General features: G+C 70.4%; 21 protein-coding genes. 7 read left to right on the forward strand and 14 right to left on the reverse strand.

Annotated elements, in window-relative coordinates; translation table 11 throughout:
- The first annotated feature begins 20 nt into the window (after positions 1-20).
- The gene (locus tag ACQPWU_RS50180; protein ID WP_433433564.1) at positions 21-1,454 is read left to right on the forward strand and encodes an aldehyde dehydrogenase; all 1,434 of its coding nucleotides are present in this window, start codon (positions 21-23) and stop codon (positions 1,452-1,454) included.
- A gap of 199 nt (positions 1,455-1,653) precedes the next feature.
- Here the strand turns inward: ACQPWU_RS50180 and ACQPWU_RS50185 are convergent, their stop codons facing one another.
- From ACQPWU_RS50185 to ACQPWU_RS50205, 5 genes are all read right to left on the reverse strand, one after another.
- On the reverse strand, positions 1,654-2,406 hold the full coding sequence (locus tag ACQPWU_RS50185; RefSeq protein ID WP_433433566.1) for an alpha/beta hydrolase: 753 nt from the start codon (positions 2,404-2,406) through the stop codon (positions 1,654-1,656).
- Between the two features lie 10 nt (positions 2,407-2,416).
- Positions 2,417-4,861 carry a LuxR C-terminal-related transcriptional regulator gene (locus tag ACQPWU_RS50190; RefSeq protein ID WP_433433567.1) on the reverse strand — a complete coding sequence of 815 codons (2,445 nt, stop codon included), beginning with the start codon at positions 4,859-4,861 and terminating at the stop codon, positions 2,417-2,419.
- Between the two features lie 27 nt (positions 4,862-4,888).
- Positions 4,889-5,329 (reverse strand): AMP-binding protein, encoded by a 441-nt coding sequence (locus ACQPWU_RS50195; RefSeq protein WP_433433569.1) that lies wholly within the window; start codon positions 5,327-5,329, stop codon positions 4,889-4,891.
- Positions 5,330-5,465: 136 nt separating this feature from the next.
- Positions 5,466-7,883, reverse strand: coding sequence for a LuxR C-terminal-related transcriptional regulator (locus ACQPWU_RS50200; RefSeq protein WP_433433571.1), 2,418 nt, complete (start codon positions 7,881-7,883; stop codon positions 5,466-5,468).
- 52 nt (positions 7,884-7,935) lie between these two features.
- Positions 7,936-8,676, reverse strand: coding sequence for an AMP-binding protein (locus ACQPWU_RS50205; RefSeq protein WP_433433572.1), 741 nt, complete (start codon positions 8,674-8,676; stop codon positions 7,936-7,938).
- 221 nt (positions 8,677-8,897) lie between these two features.
- Here ACQPWU_RS50205 and typA point away from each other — a divergent pair, with 221 nt between their 5' ends.
- Entirely contained in the window at positions 8,898-10,748 is a 1,851-nt protein-coding gene (gene typA, locus ACQPWU_RS50210; RefSeq protein WP_433433573.1) for a translational GTPase TypA, read from the forward strand.
- A gap of 62 nt (positions 10,749-10,810) precedes the next feature.
- On the opposite strand, the gene ACQPWU_RS50215 is transcribed toward typA, so the two are convergent.
- The 4 genes from ACQPWU_RS50215 to ACQPWU_RS50230 all read right to left on the reverse strand — a co-directional run bounded on the left by ACQPWU_RS50215 (position 10,811) and on the right by ACQPWU_RS50230 (position 13,564).
- Complete coding sequence (locus ACQPWU_RS50215; RefSeq protein ID WP_433433575.1) at positions 10,811-11,461, reverse strand: DUF2461 domain-containing protein; 651 nt, start codon at positions 11,459-11,461, stop codon at positions 10,811-10,813.
- Positions 11,462-11,498: 37 nt separating this feature from the next.
- Complete coding sequence (locus ACQPWU_RS50220; RefSeq protein WP_433433577.1) at positions 11,499-12,293, reverse strand: polysaccharide deacetylase family protein; 795 nt, start codon at positions 12,291-12,293, stop codon at positions 11,499-11,501.
- Positions 12,294-12,758: 465 nt separating this feature from the next.
- A complete protein-coding gene (locus ACQPWU_RS50225) occupies positions 12,759-12,884 on the reverse strand; it encodes a hypothetical protein (protein WP_433433578.1) in 126 nt (41 codons plus the stop codon).
- A gap of 104 nt (positions 12,885-12,988) precedes the next feature.
- Positions 12,989-13,564 (reverse strand): helix-turn-helix domain-containing protein, encoded by a 576-nt coding sequence (locus ACQPWU_RS50230; protein ID WP_433433579.1) that lies wholly within the window; start codon positions 13,562-13,564, stop codon positions 12,989-12,991.
- Between the two features lie 88 nt (positions 13,565-13,652).
- On the opposite strand from ACQPWU_RS50230, the gene ACQPWU_RS50235 reads away from it, so the two are divergent.
- The gene (locus tag ACQPWU_RS50235; RefSeq protein ID WP_433433581.1) at positions 13,653-14,492 is read left to right on the forward strand and encodes an EamA family transporter; all 840 of its coding nucleotides are present in this window, start codon (positions 13,653-13,655) and stop codon (positions 14,490-14,492) included.
- Positions 14,493-14,759: 267 nt separating this feature from the next.
- Here the strand turns inward: ACQPWU_RS50235 and ACQPWU_RS50240 are convergent, their stop codons facing one another.
- Entirely contained in the window at positions 14,760-15,350 is a 591-nt protein-coding gene (locus ACQPWU_RS50240; RefSeq protein ID WP_433433583.1) for a sigma-70 family RNA polymerase sigma factor, read from the reverse strand.
- A 246-nt stretch (positions 15,351-15,596) separates the two neighbouring features.
- On the opposite strand from ACQPWU_RS50240, the gene ACQPWU_RS50245 reads away from it, so the two are divergent.
- Entirely contained in the window at positions 15,597-16,673 is a 1,077-nt protein-coding gene (locus ACQPWU_RS50245; protein WP_433433585.1) for a PLP-dependent cysteine synthase family protein, read from the forward strand.
- A gap of 7 nt (positions 16,674-16,680) precedes the next feature.
- Here the strand turns inward: ACQPWU_RS50245 and ACQPWU_RS50250 are convergent, their stop codons facing one another.
- Positions 16,681-17,643 (reverse strand): ABC transporter substrate-binding protein, encoded by a 963-nt coding sequence (locus ACQPWU_RS50250; protein WP_433433587.1) that lies wholly within the window; start codon positions 17,641-17,643, stop codon positions 16,681-16,683.
- Between the two features lie 106 nt (positions 17,644-17,749).
- Here ACQPWU_RS50250 and ACQPWU_RS50255 point away from each other — a divergent pair, with 106 nt between their 5' ends.
- From ACQPWU_RS50255 to ACQPWU_RS50265, 3 genes are read left to right on the forward strand one after another with little or no spacing between them, the layout of a single operon-like run.
- A complete protein-coding gene (locus tag ACQPWU_RS50255; protein ID WP_433433589.1) occupies positions 17,750-18,784 on the forward strand; it encodes a FecCD family ABC transporter permease in 1,035 nt (344 codons plus the stop codon).
- On the forward strand, positions 18,784-19,827 hold the full coding sequence (locus ACQPWU_RS50260; protein ID WP_433433591.1) for a FecCD family ABC transporter permease: 1,044 nt from the start codon (positions 18,784-18,786) through the stop codon (positions 19,825-19,827). Before ACQPWU_RS50255 ends, ACQPWU_RS50260 begins: the two co-directional genes overlap by 1 nt.
- On the forward strand, positions 19,824-20,627 hold the full coding sequence (locus tag ACQPWU_RS50265; protein WP_433433593.1) for an ABC transporter ATP-binding protein: 804 nt from the start codon (positions 19,824-19,826) through the stop codon (positions 20,625-20,627). Before ACQPWU_RS50260 ends, ACQPWU_RS50265 begins: the two co-directional genes overlap by 4 nt.
- Here the strand turns inward: ACQPWU_RS50265 and ACQPWU_RS50270 are convergent.
- The 3 genes from ACQPWU_RS50270 to ftsY all read right to left on the reverse strand — a co-directional run bounded on the left by ACQPWU_RS50270 (position 20,548) and on the right by ftsY (position 24,919).
- Positions 20,548-21,804, reverse strand: coding sequence for an MFS transporter (locus ACQPWU_RS50270; RefSeq protein WP_433433595.1), 1,257 nt, complete (start codon positions 21,802-21,804; stop codon positions 20,548-20,550). The genes ACQPWU_RS50265 and ACQPWU_RS50270 overlap by 80 nt on opposite strands.
- 3 nt (positions 21,805-21,807) lie before the next feature.
- Positions 21,808-23,484: a tetratricopeptide repeat protein gene (locus ACQPWU_RS50275; protein WP_433433597.1), complete on the reverse strand. Its 1,677-nt coding sequence runs from the start codon at positions 23,482-23,484 to the stop codon at positions 21,808-21,810.
- A gap of 256 nt (positions 23,485-23,740) precedes the next feature.
- Positions 23,741-24,919, reverse strand: coding sequence for a signal recognition particle-docking protein FtsY (gene ftsY / locus ACQPWU_RS50280; RefSeq protein WP_433433599.1), 1,179 nt, complete (start codon positions 24,917-24,919; stop codon positions 23,741-23,743).
- Positions 24,920-24,985: the final 66 nt, after the last annotated feature.

The raw sequence follows: 24,985 nt of genomic DNA on the forward strand, positions 1-24,985 counted from the left end.
TCAAGCAGGAGGCTCACGACATGCGCCAGCACGACACGCTGTTCATCGGGGGCGAATGGGTGGCCCCAGCGGGCACCGGAACGATAGACGTCGTCTCCCCGCACACCGAAGAGGTGGTCGGCCGGGTGCCCGACGGCACGGCCGAGGACATGGAGCGGGCGGTCGCGGCCGCCCGGGAGGCGTTCGACCACGGACCGTGGCCGCAGATGACGTTCGCCGAGCGGGCCGAGGTGATCGGCAGGCTGGCCGCGATCTACAACGAGCGGCAGGGCGAGATGGCCCAGCTCATCACGGAGGAGATGGGCTCGCCGATCACGTTCTCGAACCTGGCCCAGGCGCCCCAGCCGCTGGGCATGCTGCAGTACTACGCCGAGCTGGGCAAGACGTTCGAGCAGGAGGACCAGCGGCCGGGGCTGTTCGGCCCGCTGACCGTGCGCAGGGAGCCCGTAGGCGTGGTGGCGGCCGTGGTGCCGTGGAACGTGCCCCAGTTCGTCACGATGACCAAGGTCGCGCCCGCGCTGCTGGCCGGCTGCACCATCGTGCTCAAACCGGCGCCCGAGACGCCGCTGGACGCGTACCTGCTGGCCGAGTGGGCACACGAGGCGGGCCTCCCGGCGGGCGTGCTCAACATCGTGGCCGCGGGCCGCGAGGCCGGCGAGCACCTGATCTCCCACCCCGGCGTGGACAAGGTGGCCTTCACCGGCTCGCCGGCCGCCGGCCGGCGCATCGCGGGCATCTGCGGCGAGCAGCTCAAGCGGGTCAGCCTGGAGCTGGGCGGCAAGTCCGCCGCGATCATCCTGGACGACGCCGACCTGGCCGCCAGCATGGGCTTCCTCTCCATGGCCTCCCTCATGAACAACGGCCAGGCGTGCGTGGCCCAGACCCGCATCCTGGCCTCGCGCAACCGCTACGACGAGGTCGTCGAGGCCGTCGCCGGCATGGTCAACTCCCAGCCCGTCGGCGACCCCGCCGACCCGGCGACCGGCATCGGCCCGCTGGTGGCCAAGCGGCAGCAGGACCGGGTCGAGGGCTACATCAAGATCGGCATGGACGAGGGCGCCAAGGTCGTCGTCGGCGGCCTGGACCGCCCTCGCGACCGCGGCTGGTACGTCTCCCCCACCGTCTTCGCCGGCGTCACCAACGACATGCGCATCGCGCGTGAGGAGATCTTCGGCCCGGTCCTGGCCGTGATCCCGTACGAGGACGAGGCGGACGCCGTACGCATCGCCAACGACAGCGACTACGGCCTGGCCGGCACGGTCTGGACGGCCGACACCGAGCACGGCATGGACGTGGCCCGCCAGGTCCGCACCGGCACGTACGGCGTGAACTGCTTCATGCTGGAGACCAACGCGCCCTTCGGCGGCTACAAGGCCAGCGGCATCGGCCGCGAACTCGGCCCCGAGGGCCTGAACGGCTATCTGGAGTACAAGACGATCGCCCGGCTCGGCTAGACCTCTTGCGAAGGGCCTCGCGGCACGCCGCGAGGCCCTTCTTCGTGCCGCGGGACGTGCACCCAGCGCGCCCCCGCAACGCTAGGTACAGATCCCGCTACCGGAAGTATGTCCCACGTCCACCGCGAAGGCGGTTTCCTTCCCCAGGGACTTTCTCCCGGCGGTTTCTTTCTTTCCGCCCTAGATAGACGCGTTTAACTCACGAAAGGTTCGAGGCAATCCATTTGCCGATTTTGCGGATGAGATCGGGAGTGGCGGCGGACTCGGCGTGGCCGTACCCCGGCTCGATCCAGAGCTCCTTGGGCTCGCGCGCGCCCGCGTACAGCTGGTGCGGGTGGTCGAGCGGGAAGAACGTGTCGGCGTCGCCGTGCACGATCAGCAGCGGGGTCGGCGAAATGAGGCCGGCGGCCTCGTGGGGCGGCATCGGGATCGGGTCCCACTGGCCGCGGGCGATCCTGGTGCGCTTGGCCATCCTGGCCGCCCAACGACCGAGCGGCCGCTCGATGGCCCAGTGGACCTGCCGCATCGGCTTGGTGCCGCGGTAGTACCAGCGGGCCGGGCCGCTCACCGACACCACCGCGTCCACGCCCCCGCGCAGCCCCGCGTACCGTACGGCCACCGCCGCGCCCATGGAGAAGCCCACAACCGCGATCTTGGAGTACCCGACCACGCGGGCGTGCCTCACGGCGGCCTCCACGTCGAGGATCTCCAGGTCGCCGACCGTGGTCTCGCCGCCGGAGCGCCCGTGGCCGCGGAAGTCGAAGGCGACCACGCCGCCGTACTCGCTCAGCACGTGCACGATGCGGCGCGCGCTGCGCTCCCGCCACGACCCGGTGAACCCGTGCGCCACCACGATCCCTGTGTGGGTGCGTGTGGAGGGGGTGTGTGCGGCGTCGATGCGGACCCCGTCGTCGGTTCTGAGCATGACGGGAAAGTTGGGCGCGAACGGCATGGATATGAGCTTATGTTCGCCCCGCGTCCACCCCGTGCTCGGCCGCCCACACCGCGATCTGCGCCCGCGAGCCGAAGTCCAGTTTCTCCATGATGTTGGCGATATGCCGGGCAACGGTGGCCGGGCTGATCACCAGCTCCTGGGCGATGCCGCGGTTGCTCAGCCCGCCGGCGAGCAGGGCGGCGACCTCCTGCTCCCGCGCGGTCAGCCCGCCGTACGGCGCCGCCTCCCGGGCACGCGTGCCCGGCTGCGAAGAGGTGTACGCGGCCTCCCCCTCGAGCACCCATCTGGCCACCTCCTCGGGCGGCCGCTCCGCGCCCCTGGCCCAGAGCAGCGCCACCCGGCCCGCCCCGAGCCTCGAGCGGGCGAGCTCCAGGAGCTCCTGGATGCGGCCCGGCGTGCCGAACTGCCCGATGGACTCGCGCAGCGCGGTGGCGGCCGACCCGGCCAGCACCGCGCCCTCCAGGTCGTCCTGGGCCCGCGCCAGGGCGGACAGCGCCGCGAGCGCACGCATGATGCCCCTGCGCTGGCCCATCTGCCTGCTCAGGTCCAGACCGGCGGAGATGTGGCTCCTGGCCGCGGCGTAGTCGCCCAGCCCGGCCGCCACCCGGCCGAGCTGGGCATGGCAGCGCGCCAGCTCGACCCGGTTGTCCATGTCCTCGATCAGCGGCAGCGCGGCGGCGTGGTGCGACCTGGCCGTCTCCAGGTCGCCCGCCGCCTCGGCCACCGCGCCCAGGTGGGTCAGCGCCCTGGCCACCGTCCAGTGGTGCCCGGCCTCCCTGGCCAGCGCGAGCGCCTCCTCGCCGTAACGCTGGGCCTGGTGCAGCCGGCCGCGGAAGAGCGCGAGGTTGAGCTGGGCGATCCTGGCCGTGGCCAGGTTGAACAGGTCGTCGTGGGCGGTGGCCGCCGCCTCCAGCTCCTCGAGGTAACGCCGTGCCTTCTCGCTCTGCCCGGTGCGGAAGAACACGGTCAGCGCCACGCCGTACGTCATGCCCAGCCAGTGCGTGTACGGGTGCCGTTTCTGCTCCTCGACGCTCCGCACGACCAGCTCCTCCGCGCCGGCCAGCTCATCGGCGAGCTCCAGCCCGTACGCCAGCGCGCCCTTGGCCACCGCGACCAGGTCGGCGGGCACGCCGGACAGGTCGAGCGCGAGCAGCCGCTCGTGCCAGGCGACGGTCTCGCCCAGGTCGCCGCGGGCGGCCAGCATCGCCAGCGCGACGCGGGCGAGGCGCAGCCCGGACGCCGGGTCGCGGCTCTCCACCGCCCAGTCCACCGCGTTCCTGGCGTCGTCGAGGAGGGCGCGGCCCTCGGTGAAGTGCGCGAACCGCTCCTGCCAAGGCTTCCTGCGGTCGAGCGAGGCCGCGTCGTGGCCGCGCTCCAGCGCCTCGCAGATCACCTTCAGGTGCCTGTCTCGCAGGCGCTCGGCCTCTCCGGCCTCGTCCAGGCGCTCGGCGGCGTACTGCTTGATGGTCTCCAGCAGGCGGTAGCGGCCGGCGGCGTGGTGGAGCACCAGCGACTTGTCGACCAGGCCGCCGAGCAGGTCGAGCAGGTCGATCTTGCGCAGGATGCCGCCGTCGGCGCACACCCGCTCGGCCAGGCCGAGGTCGAACAGCCCGGCGAAGACCGACAGCCTGCGCAGCAGCACGCGCTCCTTGGGCAGGAGCAGTTCGTGGCTCCAGTCGACGGTGGCCAGGAGCGTGCGCTGCCTGGCCGGGGCCGTGCGGTCGCCGGTGGTGAGGAGGCTGAAGCGGTCGCCCTTGCGAACGGCGATGCGATCGGCGATGCGGCCGGGGCCGAGCAGGCTGGTGCGGGCCGCCGCCAGCTCCAGCGCGAGCGGCAGGCCGTCGAGCGCGTGGCACAGGCGTATGACGTCGTTCATGCTGCCCGTCACCCCGCGCGCGCCGGCCGCGTGTGCCCGCTCCACGAACAGCAGCACCGACTCCGCCTCGGGATGCCCCTCATCCGGCAGCTCCAGCGGCGGCACCCTCCAGATCAGCTCGCCGGGGATGTGCAGCGGCTCGCGGCTGGTGAGCAGGAACCGCAGCTCCGGGCACTCGGCGATCAGGTCGCCCACCAGCTCGGCGCAGCGATCGACCAGGTGCTCGCAGTTGTCCAGCACGATCAGCGCGCCGGCTCCGCGCAGGCGCGTGCGCAGGCCGTCGAGCAGCCGCCCGGGCACCTCGTCGCGTACGCCGAGCACCTCGGCCATCTCGTTGACGATCAGCGCCGGGTTGCCGATGCGGGCCAGCTCCACCAGCCACACGCCGTCGGCGAAATGGTGCGACTGCTGCGCCGCCACGCGCAGGGCCAGGCGGGTCTTGCCGATGCCGCCCACGCCACTCAGCGTGACCACGCGCTCTTCGTGGAGCAGCGCCGCCAGCTCGGCCAGATCGCGGGTGCGCCCGACGAAGCGGTTGGGCTCAGCAGGGAGATTGTGCGGGACTTGCGCGGTCATGTGGGGCCCAAACAGGTCGCGGGAGGATCACATCCGGTGCATAGTCTCCACCGCTTCAGGGTCTGATGCGGTCACTTTCCGTGCAGAGTCGTGACTGACTGGATACGAATGCAGGGCGCCGAGGTCCGCGACGCTCATGACGACCCTTACGCGTGATTCGTCCGCCGCGTCGAGCGCCTGCGGCACATCGGAGATCATCACGCGGGCGCCGCTCGCCCGCATGCGGTCCCTGAGGACGCCCGCGTCGAGCTCGGCGGGCAACGGCCAGACGACGCCTCCCGCGGCGATCACCGCGTCGGTCGCCACCAGCAGGTCGGGCCCGACGGGCAGGCAGATGAGCACGGCGTCACCCGCGCGTACGCCTCTGCGCCGCAGCTGGACGGTCGCGACGGCGGACCTCTCGTCCAGCTGCTCCTCGGTGAGCTTCAGGCCCGTGCCCGAGTCCACCATCACGATCCGCTCATCCATGTCGCCCACGGTAGGGAGGGGGTCTCGTGCGTACATGGGGCGGAATATGCAGATCCTTATGCAGAAGCGCCTGCCCCATCACACACTCGCCGTGCCCGCCGCCTACACACGAAGCGCCGGGACGCCCTGAGGATCGTCAGGGCGGAGGGCTCGGGTGCTTGGCGGCCCACACCGCTATCTGCGCCCGCGACGTGTAGCCGAGCTTCTCCATGATGTTGGCGATGTGCCGGGCGACGGTGGCGGGGCTGATCACCAGCTCGGCCGCGATGGCCCGGTTGGACAGCCCCCGGGTGAGGAGGTTGGCGATCTCCTGCTCGCGTGCGGTCAGCAGCGAGTGTTTGACCGGCTCGGCCGCCACGGGCATCTTCTGCGTCACCCGCTCGCCCTCCAGCACGCGGCGGGCGGCGTCGTCCGGGCTCATCGCCCGCCCCCGCGACCACAGCGAGGTGGCGCGTACGTCGCCCAGCTTGGTGCGGGCCCGGCCGAGCAGCTCCTCGATCCTGATCGTGGACGACTGCTGGCCGATCGACTCGCGAAGCGTGGCCGCCGCGCCGGCGGCCAGCACGGCGCCCTCCAGATCGCCTTCGCACTCCGCCAGCACGGACAGCCCCACCAGACAGCGGGCCACGCCCTGCCGCTGCCCGGTCTCCCTGCCCAGAGCGAGGCTGGCACCCAGCCACTCCCGCGCGGTGGCGAACTCGCTCAGCAGCGCCGCCACCCTGCCCATCCTGGCCAGGCAGCGCGACAGATCGAGGTCGCTGCCCATCTCGCGCAGCCATGGGACGGCCATCTCGTACTGGGCCTTGGCGGTCACCAGGTCGCCGCGGAACTCGGCCACCGCGCCGAGCTGGGTCGCGGTCCTGGCCATGATCCAGCGGTGGCCGTGCTCACGGGCCCGCGCGAGCGCCTCCTCGCCGAGCCGCTGCGCCTCGCGCAGCCGGCCGCGGGTCAGCGCCACCGCCGACAGCCCGGCCAGCCCCGCCGCCTGGTTCCACGCGTCGCCCGAGCGGGTGGCCAGGGCCAGGCCCTCTTCAGCGTGGTGCACCGCGTCCTCGGACCTGCCCATGCGCAGCAGTACGACGACGATGAGGCTGTGCATGACGCAGCAGGCGTACGCGTTGGACGGCGACATCCCGGCCAGGCTCTCCTCCGCCAGCTCCAGAGCGCGGCTCAGCTCGTCTCTGGCCTCCAGACCGTAGGCGAGATACGCCTTGGCCTGCGCGATCTGCTCGGGCGGCACATGAGTCAGGTCGAGCGAGAGCAGCCGCTCGACCCAGGTGACGATCTCCGTCAGGTTTCCGCAGATGGGCAGCAGGCCCGTGCTGCTGGCACACAGGCGCAGGGCGAGCAGCACGCTGCCGGACTCGGCCGCCCAGTCGAGTGCCACCCGCTGGTCGTCGATGAGGCTCTTGCTCATGGTCAGCGCCTCGAGCCGGCGCGCCCACGGCACGCCCTGCTCGACCATCTCGGTCATGAAGTGGCGCTCCTGCAGCTCGCAGAGCACGTGGAGGTGCCGCTCGCGCAGGACTTCGCGCTCGCCGGCCTGCTGGAGGCGCTCGACCGCGTACCGCTTGATGGTCTCGAGCAGCCAGTAGCGCCTGCGGCTCTCGTCGCACAGCACCAGGGACTTGTCGACCAGCCCTCCGAGCAGATCGACGATCTCCGCCCCGGAGATCGGCTGCCCCGCGCAGATCTGCTCGGCGAGGTCGAGGTCGAAGTCCCGCGGGAACACCGACAGCCTGCGCAGCAGCACCTGCTCCTTCTCGGACAGCAGGTCGTAGCTCCACTCGACGGCCGCCAGCAGCGTGCGTTGCCTGGCGGGAGCGGTGCGGCCGCCGGTGGTGAGCAGCGAGAACCGGTCGTCGATGCGGTCGGCGATCTGCCCGGGGCTGAGCAGGCTCGTGCGCGCCGCGGCCAGCTCCAGCGCGAGCGGAAGCCCGTCGAGCGCCTGGCACAGGCGCACCACGTCGGGCAGGCTGCCGGGGCCCAGCCTGGTGCCGGCGGCCGCCGCCCGATCCATGAAGAGCTGCACGGACTCGGCGTCGGGACCGCCTGTGTCGGGCAGGTCGAGCGGCGGCACCCGCCAGATCAGCTCGCTGGCGATGTGCAGCGGCTCCCTGCTGGTGGCCAGGATGCTCAGCCGCGGGCAGGCCGCGATCAGCGCCGCGCTCACCTCGGCGCACCTGTCGATGAGATGCTCGCAGTTGTCGAGGAGCAGCAGGCACCGCAGATCGCGCAGCCGGTCGGCCACGGTGGCGAACACCGGGCGGCCCGCCTCCTCGCACACGCCGAGCACGCGGCCGACCTCCTGGTCGACCAGCTCCGGGCGGCGCACCTTGGCCAGCTCTACCAGCCAGACGCCGTCGGGGTACGCGGGCACGAGCCTCGCGGCGACACGCAGCGCCAGCCGGGTCTTGCCGATGCCTCCGACCCCGCACAGCGTGACCACGCGGGTCTCGCCGAACAGCCTGCGCAGGTCGTCGAGATCGCGCTCGCGGCCCACGAACCGGTTGGGCTCAGCGGGAAGGTTGTGCTGCCTGGGGGGCTCTGGCATGTGGTCACCCTGCGTCGCTGAAGGATCACACTCTCCCACAGTGTCGCACTTTTCACAGCCCGAGCGAGCTCACGATCGCCCTTTCGTCGACGACACGCAGAACGGGGTCACCGAGCAGCCGTCTGGCCAGGTCATACGGCGCGACGACCATGGTGGCCCGGCGCTCGGCGGCCAGCACGCGGCAGCCGATCAGGCTCGGCTCGTGGGCGACGATGACGTGGGCGCCCGCCGTCATCGCCAGATCGACCACCCTGAGGCCCTTGAACGGCTCGCTCACCGCGCTGAGCACGACGTCGTCCTTGTCGATCACCAGGCGCGAGGCGAGCTTACGCAGGTCGCCCGCCAGCATGTCGTGGCGGAACATCCGCCCGCCGTCGATGATCGCGGGGCCCGCCAACGGGCCGAACTCGACGGTGCGGTCGCCGATCAACTCGCTGAACGGCTTCGCCCCCGCCACCGGCTGGAACGAGAAGACCTGCTCGACCTCTGCGACGGCGGGGTCGTAATCACGCTGGGTGATCATGAAGCGGGCCGCCCCCGAGGCCGCGAGGACCGCGACCCCGCCCGCCCAGGCCACGGCGTGGACCGCGACGGGCAGCGTCGCGCCGAGCGGGACGTTGACGATGACGTGGTCGCCCGGCTTCAGGCCCTGGAGGCGCAGGCCCGCCGCGGCACGGGTGACGCGTCTGACGAACGCGGAGTATGACACCACCTCGCCGGTCCTGACGTCGCTGACCGCCGGCTGATCCCCCTGAGTCGGCGCCGCGGCCATAACCAGCTCTGTCCACGTCATGCCGTCAATCTAGGGACGCGAGCCACGCTTGCCATGCGCACAATTGTGCAACCCGCTATGTACGTCAGGTTTCCCATGCGTACAGGGGGTCCCCAGTATGTAGGCCCGAATCCCCCCTGCCGTTCACCGTGCGCCGCGCTGGCATCAGGGGGGATCAACTAGACTTATGTAGTCGCGACTTCGCGCGGCCGACCCCACCTCACATAGAGCGAGACGTCATCATGCCTTTGAACAGCCGCGACGACCTGCGGAACATCGCGATCATCGCGCACGTCGACCATGGCAAGACCACGTTGGTCGACGCCATGCTCTGGCAGTCCGGGGCCTTCCGCGCGAACCAGGACGTCGACGACCGCGTCATGGACTCCAACGACCTCGAGCGCGAGAAGGGCATCACCATTCTCGCGAAGAACACCGCGGTCCAGCACGGCGGCATGACCATCAACATCATCGACACGCCCGGCCACGCCGACTTCGGCGGCGAGGTCGAGCGCGGCCTGTCGATGGTCGACGGTGTGGTGCTGCTGGTCGACGCCTCCGAGGGGCCGCTGCCGCAGACCCGCTTCGTGCTGCGCAAGGCGCTGGCCGCGAAGATGCCGGTCATCCTCTGCATCAACAAGGTCGACCGCCCGGACGCCCGCATCAAGGAAGTCGTGGACGAGGTCTACGAGCTGTTCATGGACCTCGACGCCACGGAGGAGCAGATCGACTTCCCGATCGTCTACGCCTCCGCCAAGGCGGGCCGGGCCTCCATGGAGCGCCCTGAAGACGGCGGCATGCCCGACTCGCCGGACCTGGAGCCGCTGTTCGACATCATCAAGTCGACCATCCCGGCGCCGATGTACGACCCGAGCGCCCCGCTCCAGGCCCACGTCACCAACCTCGACGCCTCCTCCTACCTGGGCCGCATCGCGCTCTGCCGGATCCACCAGGGCGTCATGCGCAAGGGCCAGCAGGTGGCCTGGTGCCGCACCGACGGCACGATCCAGCGCGTCAAGGTGACCGAGCTGCTCATGACCGAGGCGCTGGAGCGCAAGCCGGCCGAGGAGGCGGGCCCCGGCGACATCATCGCCATCGCAGGCATCCCCGAGATCATGATCGGCGAGACGCTCGCCGACCCCGACGACCCGCGCCCGCTGCCGCTGATCACGGTGGACGAGCCGGCCATCTCCATGACCATCGGCACCAACACCTCGCCCCTGGTCGGCAAGGTCAAGGGCTCGAAGGTCACCGCCCGCATGGTGAAGGACCGCCTCGAGAAGGAGCTGGTCGGCAACGTGTCGCTGCGCGTGCTGCCCACCGACCGGCCCGACTCCTGGGAGGTCCAGGGCCGCGGCGAGCTGGCGCTGGCCATCCTGGTCGAGCAGATGCGCCGCGAGGGCTACGAGCTGACCGTGGGCAAGCCGCAGGTGGTCACCAAGACCATCGACGGCAAGGTGCACGAGCCGGTCGAGCGCCTCACGGTCGACTGCCCGGAGGAATACCTCGGCGCGATCACCCAGCTCCTGGCCGTCCGCAAGGGCCGCATGGAGCACATGACCAACCACGGCACCGGATGGATCCGGATGGAGTTCGTGGTCCCGGCGCGCGGCCTGATCGGGTTCCGTACGGAGTTCCTCACCGAGACCCGCGGCACCGGCCTGGTGCACCACGTGTTCGACTCCTACGAGCCGTGGTTCGGCGAGCTCCGCACCCGCAACAACGGCTCCCTGGTGGCCGACAGGTCCGGCCCGGTGACGGCGTTCGCGATGCTCAACCTGCAGGAACGCGGCACCCTGTTCGTCTCGCCGACGACCGAGGTCTACGAAGGCATGATCATCGGCGAGAACTCCCGGTCCGACGACATGGACGTGAACATCACCAAGGAGAAGAAGCTCACCAACATGCGCTCCTCCACCAGCGAGGAGACGGAGAAGGTGATCCCGCCGCGCGTCCTCTCGCTGGAGCAGGCGCTGGAGTTCATCCGCGAGGACGAGTGCGTGGAGATCACTCCGGAGCACGTGCGCATCCGCAAGGTCGTGCTCGACGCCTCCACGCGCGGTCGCGCCGCGGCCCGCGCCAAGCGCGCCTGAGATTTTCCGGCCGTTCATCACCCCCGGGGCAACACCACAGGTGCCCGGGGGCTGATGGCCGGTCAGCGGCGGGGGAGCTCGCTGCCGCGGACGTGGGTGCAGAGCCAGTCGACCAGAGGGGCGTAGGCGCGCCACGTGTGCGTCACGCGCGTGAGCACCTCCGCCGTGTGCACCCAAGGCTCCGGCTCGAACCGCATGCCCGCGTAGAGCGACTTGTGCCGCAGCAGCTCGATGCGCGGGTGGTCCTCCGTGAAGCCCCGCGGCTTGGTCTTGAGCCGCTCCCCGTACAGCGCGTGATCCTGGGCCACGAGCGCCGACGTGATCGACTCCAGCGGCTTGCCCGACAGGTCCTCGTCCACGGCCGCCCGATAGCGGGCCACCTGGTCGGTGGCCTGCGTGTAGAAGCCGCCCGCCGTGAACAGCCCTGCCGCGCTCACCTCAACGTAAAGCCCGATCCCAGGCTGAAGGTCCACAAAGGCACCCTGGTGGGTCTTGTACGGCGACTTGTCCTTGGAGAAGCGCACGTCCCGATAGGGCCGGAAGAGCTGCGCGGGCCCGAACTCCGGGGCCAGCTCGTCCGTGAGCGCGAGCATCGGCTCCCGGACCGCCTCCTCATAGAGGTGCTTGTGCCGCGCGAAGTAGGTCTTCGAATTGTCCGCCTCGAGCCCCTCGTAGAACAGGAACGCCTCGTCAGGGAAGCCGCTGAAACCCATGCCCCAAGGGTGCCACGCCCCACGGGCACGACGGACATCAGCGCTCGGTGTACGTCCGCCCAGGTGAGGGCGTCTTGCCGTACAGCTCCGAGACCGTGACGAACGTATAGCCCTTCTTCTGGAGGATGTCGAGCACGGCGGGCACGGCGTCCACGGTGGTCCGGTGGATGTCGTGCATGAGGACGATCGCGCCGGGTTTGGCCTCCCCTGCGCGCTTGGCCACGAGGGACGGCACGCGGTTCAGCCAGTCGAGCGTGTCCACGCTCCAGAGGATCTGCGCCAGCCCCTCACGGCGCGCCTCCGCCGCGACTTCGTGGTTCGTCGACCCGTACGGCGGCCGCATCACCTGCATCCGCACCCCGGTCAGCTTCTCCACGAGGTCCTCGGTGTGCTGGAGCTGCCGTTCGACCTCCTCGTGTGACAACCCCGCGAGCGGCGGATGGCTCCACGTGTGGTTGCCGATCTCGTGGCCCTCGTCCACGATGCGGCGCGTCATGCGGCCGCCCTTGTCGGCCGCGACCATCTGCCCGATGACGAAGAACGTGGCCCTGACGTCACGCTGGCGCAGCAGGTCGAGCAGCCGGTCGGTGTAGTCGCCCGGCCCGTCGTCGAAGGTCAGGGCCACACACTTCAACTTCGAGCAGTCGAACTTACGGCTGCGCGGCCAGCCGGCCCCCTGGATCGACATCAGTCGTCTGGCCAGTGCCTCGGGATTGACGGCGGCCGGTCTGATGGGCACGATCGGCGGCTCAGGCTGCCGGCGGCGCGCCACCGAGTAGGTGACGCAGAGCGCCACAACGAGCAGGGCCAGCGGCAGAGCCCATACGCGCATGGTTCCCCCCGAAACGCCGCGCGCGGGGGCTTACGGATAGTCCTGGGCCGGTTTCCCCCGCAACTCCCTGGCCAGGTCGTCCCACCAGAGTGGGATATCGGCCTGCAGTTCCTTGTAGCGGCGCGCCACGCGTATGGCACATCCAACCGGATCCGTACCCAGATGCCGACGTTTCGCCGACCCTTCCTGCCAACGGTAAAAACCATCTCTATAGCGCACTACCAGGCCTATCCACACAGAGATGGTCTCCCCATCGCCTACCTCGTACGCGCTGGTGACGCCCAGACCACGAAGCTCCACTTGGAGCTTCTCCGTCGCCGCTCGGGCCTCACTCACACGCCACCCCCTGCCGACGCTCCGCCGTACACCAGGGATGTACCCAGCAACGGGCATCAGCCGTCCAAGACGGGGAGTAATCACCAACTGCTATCGACTGAGGCCGGCGACAGCCTGCTCTCAGTGTGTTCACGCCTCGCGAGGCGGCACAGCGCCCGCCGCGCCGAGCTTCGTGGCGTGCCGACCGGCGCAGGGGGCGATCGCCCGCACGGCTGCCTGCGCGCCCAGCCCGGCGACCTGTTGACAAAGCGCCATCGCACACCTCCTGTCACGGGAGCCTCACTTGACGCACAGATTACCGAGTGTGACCAACCTTTTCCATGGCGTTTCCAAGAAGCTTGCTCTTGGGTCCCGCGCCGTCATTGGTCGTGGGTATCCCGCGGCTCCGCGACCACCATCACGAATCTGAGATGCTCCTCACCTCCGTTCGCGTAGCGATGGGGCCGGTCGGCGGTGAAGAGCACCGCGTCGTCCTTCCCGATCACATAGCTCTTGCCGTACACGGTGAGCGTCAGCTCGCCGCCCAGCACGGTCAGCATCTCGCGGGTGCCCGGCGGGTGGGCGTCGCCGTCGTGGTGCTCGCCGGGCGCCAGCCGCCAGTCCCACAGCTCCAGGATCATCGGCACGTCCGCGCCGACCAGCAGCCGCGCCCGCACGTCTCCCTGGTCGAACGTGACCACGTCGGCCTTGCTCACGATCCGCACCGTGGGCACGTCGGCGACCTCGACGAGCCTGGCCACGGTGACGCCCAGGGCGGAGGCGATCCGGGTGAGCGTGGAGACGCTGGGATTGGTCCTGCCCTGCTCCACCTGGACGAGCATGCCCCTGCTCACCCCGGACCTGGCGGCCAGCGCGTCCAGTGTCAGCCCGCGGTGCGAGCGCTGGGCGCGCACGTTGTTGGCGATGGCCTGGTTGATCAGATCCGGATCTTCCACGCAGTGCAGTCTAGTGAATTCGATTTGCAGTGGACTGTACTCTTTGTGTTGTACTAAGGGTGCAATCTGTTGAACTGGAGGGCTGCCGATGACGGTGATCCTGGCGGCCGCGTGCGCGGTCGTGTACGGCACGGCCGACTTCTTCGGCGGCCTGGCCACGCGGCGCTCTCAAGTGCTGTCCGTCGTCGTGTTGTCGCAGCTCGCCGGCCTGGCGCTGATCCTCGGCCTGCTGCCGCTGCTGCCGGGCACGGCGAGCACCCCGGCCCTGTCGTGGGGCCTGGCGGCGGGCCTGTCGGGCGCGGCCGGTCTGGTGCTGTTCTACCGGGCGCTGGCCACGGGCGTCATGTCGGTGGTGGCCCCTACGACCGCCGTCACCTCCGCGGCGCTGCCTGTGATGTTCGGGCTGGCGACGGGCGAGCGGCCCGCGTTCTGGGCGCTGGTGGGGGTGGCCCTGGCGCTGGGCGCCGTGCTGCTGGTCAGCCAGGACAAGTCCGCCGTACGGCGCGGCTCGTTCACTGCGGTGCTGGTCGCGCTGGCCGCGGGGGCCGGGTTCGGTGGCTTCTTCATCCTGCTCGCCATGGCGCCGCACGAGGCGGGCCTGTGGCCGCTGGTGGGCGCCAGACTGTCCTCGGTGACGGTCGTGGCGATGCTGGCCCTGGCCACACGGCGGACGCTGAAGCCAGGCCCGGGCTCGCTGCACATCATCGTGGCGGCGGGCGTGCTCGACATGGCGGCGAACGTGCTCTACCTGCTGGCCCAGCAGGACGGCCTGCTCAGCCTCGTCGCCGTGCTGGTCTCGCTCTATCCCGCGAGCACCCTGCTGCTGGCCAGGCAGGTGCTGGGCGAGCGGCTGCGGGCGATCCAGGTGGCCGGTGTGGCCTGCGCGCTGGGGGCGGTGGCGTTGATAGCCGTTGCGCAGCCCCTCTAGCGCTTGCTACGTTTCGCCCGTGCGCCCTGGCCGGGCACGGCACGATCACGATGTGGGTCGGTGACGGTGAGCTGATCTGCGAGATAGCCGACCCCGGCGGCTCCCTGGATGGCCCCTTGCCCGGCTATATACCACCTGAGCCCGAATCCCCTCGGGGATACGGGCTCTGGATCAGCCGGCAGCTCTGCGATCTCGTCGAGCTGCGCAATGAAGGCGGCGCGCTACGCGTCCGCCTTCATCTCACTATGAGGTCCTAGGGACGGGGTTTCAGGCCGCGGCCGCGCGCTGGGCGGGGAGCCGGACGGCGCCCTCCTCGCGGGCGTACTCCTCCAGCATGCCGCGCAGCTGGCGGCGGCCCCGGTGGAGGCGGGACATGACGGTGCCGATGGGCGTGCCCATGCGCTCGGCGATCTCCTTGTACGCGAACCCCTCGACGTCGGCCAGGTAGACGGCCACGCGGAAGTCCTCGGGGAGCGCCCGCAGGGCGTTCATGACGACACTGTCGGGCAGCCGGTCGAGCGCCTCGGTCTCGGCCGAGCGCAGACCGGTCGAGCTGTGCGACTCGGCCGCGTGCAGCTGCCAGTCCTCGATGTCCTCGGCGGCCGACAGCTTGGGCGAGCGCTGCTTCTTGCGGTAGTCGTTGATGAAGTTGTTGGTGAGGATCCGGTGCAGCCACGCCTTGAGGTTCGTGCCCTCCCGGAACTGGTGATACGACGTATACGCCTTCGCCACCGTCTCCTGTACCAGGTCTTCCGCGTCAGCGGCGTTGCGGGTCAGGCGCATGGCGGAGGCGAACAGCTGCGACGTCACGGGCACGACATCGCGCTCGAACCAGTCCTGACGCTGCTCATCGGTCATAGTGATCAATTCATTCCCCCTTGCGCTATCCCCCGTTCCGGCACAAGCCGCCTGCGGGCGGATTCCATCATGGCAAGTCCCAGGTAAGGGACGCGTTAGAGATCCGCCTTGGTCAGAGGGGGTTTCCGTCCATCTGCTCGCGGCGTGTGTCATCACGTCCACGGCCGGACAAGTCTCATTATCATAACACTAGCCGCCCATTTTTTGGGAAATAGTGGCGAGAGTCACATGGGATAGCGTATAGGCATGAGTTTCGTGGACCGTCACGACCCGGGGACGCGCCGCTGGGTGGCGGAGGCCATACGCAAGGTCGAGGCCGACGCCAACCGTAGCTGCGACACACATCTGCACGTCTTTCCGCTGCCCTCGCACTGGGGTGTAAACCTCTACTTGAAAGACGAGTCGGTGCACCCCACAGGTTCACTCAAACATCGACTTGCCCGGTCTCTCTTCCTGTACGGCCTGTCCAACGGCTGGATAGGCCCCACCACGACGATCGTGGAGGCGTCGAGCGGATCCACGGCCGTGAGTGAGGCATACTTCGCCCGCCTGCTCGGCCTGCCGTTCAGCGCGGTCATGCCCGCGTCCACGTCACCGGAGAAGTGTCACCTCATCGAGTTCTACGGTGGGAAATGTCACCTCGTGGCGGATCCGCGCGCGATCTATGAGGAATCTCACCGTCTGGCCGCCGAGACCGGCGGCCATTTCATGGACCAGTTCACCTACGCGGAGCGGGCCACCGACTGGCGGGGCAACAACAACATCGCCGAGTCCATCTATTCCCAGATGTCCATGGAGCCCCATCCGGAGCCCGCGTGGATCGTGGTGGGCGCCGGCACCGGCGGCACGTCCTCCACCATCGGCCGCTACATCCGCTACCGCCGCCACGCCACTCGCCTGGCCGTCGTCGACCCGGAGGGCTCGGCCTTCTACCCGAGCTGGATCTCCGGCGACACCTCGGTCACCGCGCCCGGCTCGCGCATCGAGGGCATCGGCCGCCCTCGCGTGGAGCCCTCGTTCCAGCCGTCCGTCATCGACCGCATGATCGCCGTGCCCGACGCCCGCTCGATCGCCGCCATGCACTGGACCCGCGAGGTCACAGGGCTGGACGTGGGCGGCTCGACGGGCACGAACGTGGCGGCCTGCGTGGACCTGATCAGCGAGATGCGCGCGGCGGGCGAGCAGGGCAGCATCGTCACGCTGATCTGCGACAGCGGCGACCGCTACCGCGGCACGTACGGCAACCCGCAGTGGCTCGGCGAGCAGGGCCTCGACATCGACCGCCATCTGGCGGAGCTGCGCACGTTCCTCAACGGCTCGTAAAGGGGCCTCAGGTCCTCGCCGGGTCCACGGAGAAGAGCTTGGCCACGTCGTCCAGGATCGCGTGCGCGCCCTGGATCCCCACCGCGGTCATCCAGGTCAGGTCCTCGACCTCGTGCTTCTCGCCCTTGAGCTTGCTCCAGAGCGGGTTGTTCACGAACTTCTCCTTGGGCCCCTCAGCCGACGGGTCCGGATATGTCGCGACGAAGATGTGGTCGGCGTCCAGGTCCGAGATCCGCTCCTGGCTGACGTCCACCGCGATGGCGTCCTGCTTGGTCGGCTGCCCTTCGGGCCGCGGGAAGCCGGCGTCCTTCATCACCAGGCCGGAATAGGAGTTCTCCACGTACAGACGGACCGTCGGCTCGCCGGCGAACCGCACGACCGAGATCGTCGGCATCTCGCCGTCCTTCGCCTTGACGGCTTCGCCGATCTTGGCCGCCCGGCCCTCGTACTCCTTGATCCTGGTGCCGGCGAGTTGCTCCTTGCCCAGGGCCTGCCCCATGAGCCGGAGGTTCTCCTTCCAGATGGCCCCGGTGGTCTCGCTGAACACGGTTGGCGCGATCTTGGACAGCTTGTCGTACAGGGCCTCGTGCCGGACCTTGGCCGAGACGATCAGGTCGGGCTTGAGCGCCATGATCTTCTCCAGGCTCGGCTGCTCCAGCGTGCCGACCGGGGTGGCCTCCTTGCCGTACTGCTCGGCGACGGTCCCCAGGTAGGCGGGCAGCTTGTCGTCGAGCGACCGGTACGTCGTGTACCCCACCACCGGCGTCTCCAGCGTGAGCACCGCGTCGACGAAGCTCTGGTCCAGGGCCACCACCCGCTTCGGCTGAGCAGGGATCACGGTCTCGCCCATCGCGTGCTTGACGGTCCTGAACGCGGAGGAGGCGGCCTCGGGTTTCTCCGCCGGGGAAGAACCGCAGGCGGCGAGCCCCGCTATCAGGACAGCACCGGCCAGCACGCGCAACGATCTCATCAGATCCCTTTCCAGAACCCAGCAAGTTAGGCAACCCTAAATTAGGTTAGCCCTGCCTAAGCTGGCATACTTCACCAGGATCGGGCAAACGCTGAGGAGGGCATGGGTGAGTGCGACCGCCGTGGCACCGCGCCTCCATGACCTCCGGCACAGGCGGCTCACCGTCCTGCTCGCCCTGCTCGGCGCCGTGCTCGTCGCGGTCGTGCTGAGCATCACGATCGGCTCCAAGTCCGTGCCGCTCTCCGACGCCTGGCACGCCCTCACCGCTCCCACCGGGACGGAGAACGACATCGTGATCCGCTCGCTCCGCATCCCCAGGACCGCCTTAGGGGTCCTCGCCGGGATCGCGCTCGGCGTGGCGGGCGCGCTCATGCAGGGCCACACCCGCAACCCGCTCGCCGATCCCGGGCTGCTCGGCGTCACGCAGGGCGCGGCGTTCGCGATGGTGGCCTCGATCATCCTGCTCGGCGCCTCCAGCCTGCTTGCCTACATCTGGTTCGGCCTGGCCGGCGCGCTGATCGCCAGCGTGGGGGTGTTCGCGCTCGGCATGGTGGGCGGCAGGGGCGGCCCGACCCCAGTCACGCTGGCGCTCGCGGGCACCGCGGTGAGCGCTCTGCTGTACGCCCTGACCTCGGCCATCGTGCTGCTGAACGAGCAGGCGATGGACGTGTTCCGCTTCTGGCAGGCCGGCTCCATCGCGGCCAGGGGCGCGGACGTGGTCTGGCAGGTGCTGCCGTTCATCCTCGTGGGCCTGGTGCTCGCGATGGTCAACGCGCCCGGCCTGAACGCGCTCTCCCTGGGCGAGGACGTGGCCAGGAGCCTTGGCCAGAACATCGCCCTGACCCGGACCGTCGGCGTCGCCGCGGTGACCCTGCTGTCCGGCGCGGCCGTCGCGGCCTGCGGCTCGCTGGCGTTCGTGGGCCTGATCGTGCCCCATCTGGCCCGCCCGCTGTCGGGCACCGACCATCGGTGGCTGCTGCCGTACTCGGGGCTGGTCGGCGCGGCGCTGCTGCTGCTCGCCGACGTGATCGGCCGCGTGGTGGCCCCGCCGGGAGAGCTGGAGGTAGGCGTGGTGCTCGCCCTGCTCGGCGCGCCGTTCTTCGTCGCGCTCGTACGCCGCAGGAAGCCAGTGCGACTGTGATGACCGCTCTCCCCCTGCGCCTCGCCGGCCTGTCCTGGCGGGTACGGCTGCGCGGCGCGACCGTCACGCTGACGGGGCTCGTCCTGATCGCCCTGCTCATGGCTCTGAACATGCGCATCGGCGAGATCCCGATGACCTTGCCGGAAGTGGTCGCGGGCACGTTCGACGTCAACAGCGCCGCCCACTTCGTCATCATGGAGCTGCGCCTGCCGCGCGCCCTCACCGGCGCCCTGGTCGGGGCCGCGCTCGCGCTGTCCGGCGCGATCATTCAATCCATCGCGCGCAACCCGCTGGCCAGCCCGGAGATCCTCGGCGTCACCACGGGCGCCTCCGTGACGGTCGTGGCCGGCGTCGTGGCCGGCGGCAGCGCGTACGGCGGCGCCAGCGGCCTGCTGGCCACCCTCGGCATCCCCGCGCTGGCCCTGCTCGGCGGCCTGATCGGCGCGGCCGTCGTCTACGGGCTCGCCTGGCGACGCGGCCTGGACGGCTACCGCCTGGTGCTGGTCGGCATCGGCGTGGCCGCCGTGTTCACGAACATCAAGTTCTGGCTCCTGACCGTCGGCGACGTCAACGACACCGGCCGCGCCATGGTCTGGATCAGCGGCTCACTCAACGGCCGCGGCTGGGAGCACGTGACGCCCACGGCGCTGGCCCTGGCCGTCCTCGTGCCGCTGACCCTGCTCGGCACCCGCTCACTCGACGCCCTGCGCTTCGGCGACGACACCATCGCCGCGCTCGGCGTCCGCACGAACCTGGCCCGCGCGCTGATGATCCTGGCCGCCGTGCTGCTGGCCGCCGTGGCCACCGCCTCGGCGGGCCCGATCGCGTTCGTGGCCCTCGCCTCGCCGCAGATCGCGCTCAGGCTCACCCGCTCCGCCCAGCCGCCGCTGCTGTGCTCGGCGGTCGTAGGCGCCGTGCTCACCTCCGCCGCCGACCTGATCGCCAGGACCGTGTTCTCCCCGCTGGAGCTGCCCGTCGGCATCGTCACCGCCGTGCTGGGCGCCCCGTACCTGATCCACCTGATCTGGAGGTCCCGCAAATGAGGCTGCAGGCCGCCGGTGTCAAGCTCGGATACGGCGAACGGCTGGTGGTCGACGGCCTCGACCTCGGCATCGAGGCGGGCACCGTGACCACGATCATCGGCCCGAACGGCTGCGGCAAGTCCACGCTGCTGCGCGCGCTGGGCCGCCTGCTCAAGCCTCAGGGCGGCGAGGTGCTGCTGGACGGCAAGCGCATCGACAAGATCCCCACCCGGGAGGTCGCCAAGATCCTCGGCGTGCTGCCCCAGGCGCCCACCGCTCCCGAGGGGCTGACCGTGGCCGACCTGGTGGCCAGGGGCAGGCATCCGCACCAGACGTGGTACCGGCAGTGGTCGTCGGACGACGAGGGCGCGGTCGCGGCCGCGCTGGACATGACGGGCCTGGCCGACCTGGCGGAGCGTCCGCTGGACGAGCTGTCGGGCGGCCAGCGCCAGCGGGCGTGGATCTCCATGGCCCTGGCCCAGGGCACCGACCTGCTGCTGCTCGACGAGCCGACCACGTTCCTGGACCTGGCGCACCAGGTGGAGGTGCTGGAGCTCGTACGGCACCTGCACCAGGAGGCGGGCCGCACGGTCGTCATGGTCCTGCACGACCTCAACCTGGCCGCCCGCTACGCCGACCGGCTGGTGGCCATGCGCGCCGGCAAGGTGATCGCCGCGGGCACCCCGCACGAGGTGCTGACCGAGGAGCTGCTGCGCGAGGTGTTCGACCTGGACGCCAAGGTCATCGAGGATCCGGTGGCGGGGACTCCCCTGGTGGTTCCGATCGGGCCGCGTTCGCATCCTGGAGGGCCTCGAGCCTGACCCGCCGCAGCGGCGACCACGCCACGGCCGCCGCGATGGCGATCCAGCTCGCCCCGGCGAAGGCCATCAGCGCGTACGCGTCGCGCACGAAGGACTCGAACACCCCGGTCGCGAACGCCGCCAGCGGGATGGACAGGAAGGCGATCATCCTGGCCGTGCCCAGCACCCGCCCGAGCAGCTCGTTGGGCACGAGAAGCTGGCGGACGGTCGCGGTGGCCACGATCGACGTTCCCGCGGCGGCGAACTGCCCCAGCCACGCGAGCCCGATCAGCACGGGACCGCGCGCCACGATCATCAGCAGCATCGCCAGGCCGCCCGCGAAGACCGCCCAGGAGATCACCCGCCCCGGCGGGTACCAGCGGATCAGCCGGCTGCCGAGCACCGCGCCCAGTACCGCGCCCGCCCCTTGGAAGGTGTAGACCACGCCGATCTCGCCCGGCGTGAAGCCGTGATAGGAGCTGAGGTAGTAGACCAGGCCGGCCAGCAGCAGCCAGACGCCGAAGTTGCAGGCCAGGGAGGTGAGCGCGGTGGTGAGCACGACCCTGTCACCGCGCAGGAGGAAACGCAGCCCCTCGCGCATGTCCGCGAGCACCGAGCGCCCCCGGGCCGCCGCCACGGCCGGAGCCGTCCTGATGAACCAGATCAGCAGCGCCGACGCCAGGAAGGTCCCTGCGTCGGCATAGACCGCGACCTCGTAGCCGAAGCTCACGACGAGCGCGCCGCCGGCCACCGGGCCGATCATGTTCACCGCGTGCTCGCCCATGTGGATGCGGGCGTTGGCCTGCGGCAGCCGGTCCACGTCGACCAGCGAGGGCACGATCGACCTGAACGCGGGCTGGTACAGCGGATCGACGCAGGCAAGCAGGAACGCCACCGCGTAGATCGGCCAGGTCCGCGACACCCCCGCGCTGACCATGACCGCGAGCACGATCGTGATCGCCCCGGAGACGAGGTCGCCGAGCACCAGCACGCGCCTGCGGTCCAACCGGTCCGCCAGCACCCCGCCGAACATCCCCAGCGCCAGGTACGGCAGGTACTCCACGACGTAGACCAGCCCCGTGCCCAGCGCGGACCCGGTCAGTTCGTAGACCAGCAGCGGGAGCGCCAGCCGATAGATCCAGGTGCCGAACGACGAGGCGAGGAACGCGCTCAGCAGCAGCCAGTAGCGCCTGCCCATGGGTCACACCTCGGCGAGCGCCCGCCCGACGTCCTCGTCATCAGGAGCCAGCTCCGCGGCTCTGAGCAGGTCCTCCTTGGCCCTGCCCGCCAGTCCCGCGGCCCGGTAGACCACGGACCTGTTGAACAGCAGCTCCGCTGTCTCCCCCAGCTCGAGCGCGTGCGTCAGGTCGGCCAGCGCCTCGTCGTGATCGCCGCGCTCGAAGGCCAGCTCGGCCCGGCCCGCCCAGGCCGCCACCAGCCCGGGGTCGATCTCCAGCGCCCTGTCGAACGCGGTCCGCGCCTCCGGGTGCCTGCCCTCGGCCAGCTCCACCTGCCCGAGCACGCACAGCAGGTGGGGGTCGCGCGGCGTCAGCCCCAGCCCGCGCACCACGTCCTCCCTGGCCCTCGTGTACTCCCCCAGCCCCGCGTGGATGCCGCTGCGGTTCACGTACGCGGACGCGAACTCGGGGTCCAGCTCCAGCGTGTGGTCCAGGTCGGCGCGGGCGCCGTCGAGGTCGCCCGAGGCGAACCGGAGCTCGGCCCTGTTGTAGTACGCCTCGGGGAAGGGCGGGCTGAGCCGCATGACCGCCTCGTAGTCGGCCAGGGCCTCGTCCGGCCTGCCGAGCCGGTGCAGCAGATTGCCCCGCTCAAGGTAGTAGTCGGGATAGCCAGGGTCGGCCTCGATGGCCCGCGTGTAGTCGGCCAGCGCCTCCTCCGTCCTGCCCGCCACGGCCAGGAGCTGCGCCCTGTTGGCGTACAGCACCAGCCGGTGTATCGGGTGCTCGCCGGCCAGGTCCACCTCGGCCAGGTCGATGGCCTGCCGTACGAGCTCCATCGCGGCCTCGTAACGGCCCCTGCGTACCTCCACCAGGGCCTTGCCGTTGAGGTCGAACCCGAGGTGGAAGGCGCGCTCACGGCGGTCCGGCAGCAGCGATGTGATCGTGATCGCCTCGTTGATCCAGGCCAGGGCCTCCTCGGGGTCGCGCCGGGCCGGGTCGTGGTGGCGTACCAGGATCATGGCGGTGGCGTACCCGATGGTGGCGCGGTGCTTGGGGTCGGTGCTGTGGCGCCTGGCCCTGTCGTACAGCTCGCGGGCCTCGTCCTCGCGCTCGATGGCCTCCAGGGAGGCGGCGACGCGCTGCTGGAGGTGCCGCCAGCCCTCCGGGTCGTCCTCGTACGTCATGTCGCGCAGCGCTTCCAGGCCCGACTCGGCCATGGCGTGGTGGAAGCCCTCATCGCGATAGCGGTCGAAATCCCCACATAACGGCCCGGCGCTCGGGGCCGACGGGCCCTCGTCGATCCGCAGCAGCCGAGGATCGACCCTGCGCCGCAGCACGGACACCAGCTCGGCGTCGGTGTGGTCGGCCTCGCCCAGATTGGTCACGGTCACGGCCAGCGGGCCCGCGCGGCGCAGGTGGTCGCGGACGAACTCGGCCAGCCCGTTCGCCACCCGGAGGCTGCGCCGGGCGCCGGGCACGAGAATGCGCTGCCCCCTGGGCAGGCTGCCGGCCAGCGAGCTCCTGCGCTCGGGGACGGCCTCGCGTAAGCCGGGCGCGGCGGCGCGGATCTCGATGTCGTACGCGGCGACCAGGTCGGGCCAGCGCTCCAGCGCCTGGGGGACGAGGCGGTCGAGGAGCCCGGCCGCGAACGTGTAGGGGCCGCCGATCCGGCGGTCGGCGTCAAGGATGATCGTGTCCACAGGGGCCCTTCTCCGTGGTGGCCGGCGTCCCCGCACGAGACGCCGGCCGGGCGACTTACTGGCCGTGCCTCGGCGAGGCCGCGGCGGTCGGCTTCACGGTGCCTGGCCGGTGAACGACGATCTTCTTCATGTACGCCCCTTTGCGCGGAATCGAGCGGTGACCGGTACATGTCAACACAGAGAAATGGCGCAAAACAACGTTTATCTGGTAATGGCTATTTCTCCGCTAATTAACGAATGACCGGAATTGTCCCGCTTAGTCCCCCAGGATCGCGTCCACGAACACCTCGGGGTCGAACGGCGCCAGGTCGTCGGGCCCCTCGCCCAGCCCCGCGAGCTTGACCGGCACCCCCAGCTCCCGCTGCACCGAGATCACGATGCCGCCCTTGGCGGTGCCGTCGAGCTTGGTCAGCGCGATCCCCGTGATGTTGACCACCTCAGCGAACACCTGGGCCTGGCGCATGCCGTTCTGGCCGGTGGTGGCGTCGAGGACGAGCAGCACCTCGTCGACCGTGGCCTTCTTCTCGATGACCCGCTTGACCTTGCCCAGCTCGTCCATGAGCCCGGTCTTGGTGTGGAGGCGGCCCGCGGTGTCGACGATGACGACGTCCACCTTCTCGTCGATGCCCTTGGCGACCGCGTCGAAGGCCACGGAGGCCGGATCGCCGGCCTCCGGGCCGCGCACGACGTCGGCGCCCACCCGCTCGCCCCAGGTCTCGAGCTGGTCGGCGGCCGCCGCCCGGAACGTGTCGGCCGCGCCGAGCACGACCTTCTTGCCGTCACCGACGAGCGAACGGGCCAGCTTGCCCGTGGTGGTGGTCTTTCCGGTGCCGTTGACGCCCACGACGAGCACGACCGCGGGCCGCTCGCCGTGCTTCTGGACGTGCAGCGTTCGATCGAGGTCGGGGTTGACCTGGGCGAGCAGCTCCTGCTTCAGCAGCTCTCGCACCTCCTGAGGAGTGCGGCTGCCCAGCACCTTGACCTTGGTACGCAGGTCATCGACGACGGTGCGCGTCGGCGCGACGCCCATGTCGGCGCTGATCAGCTTCTCCTCGACCTCGTCCCACACCTCGTCGTCGAGCCGGTCGCGGGAGAGCAGCTCGAGCAGCCCGCGCCCGAGCGCGCTCTGCGAGCGCGCCAGCCGCGAGCGCAGCCGCACCATCCGGCCCGCGGACGGCGGCGGCACCTCGAGCTCCGGCTTGACGACGGCCGGCTCGGCGGGCTTGACCGGCGGCGGGAGCGTGGTGGTCGCGCCTTCGCCCTCCTCGCCGAGTCCGGCGGGACGCTTCTCCTTCTCTTCGGGAAGCACGGGCGTCTCTGGCGGCTTGACCGGCGGGGCCGCCTTGCGACCCGGCCTGAAGTACAGCAGAAGACCGCCGGCCGCCAGCAGGGCGACGACGGCCACGATCACGATGACGCCGAGGTAACCATCCACAAGATGTCAGTTTTCCAGATCGACCGGCATGGTCATGCCCAAGGCCACTCCGATCGGCCCCAACTC

The sequence above is a fragment of the Nonomuraea sp. CA-141351 genome (genome assembly GCF_050944675.1).
Lineage (GTDB): Bacteria > Actinomycetota > Actinomycetes > Streptosporangiales > Streptosporangiaceae > Nonomuraea.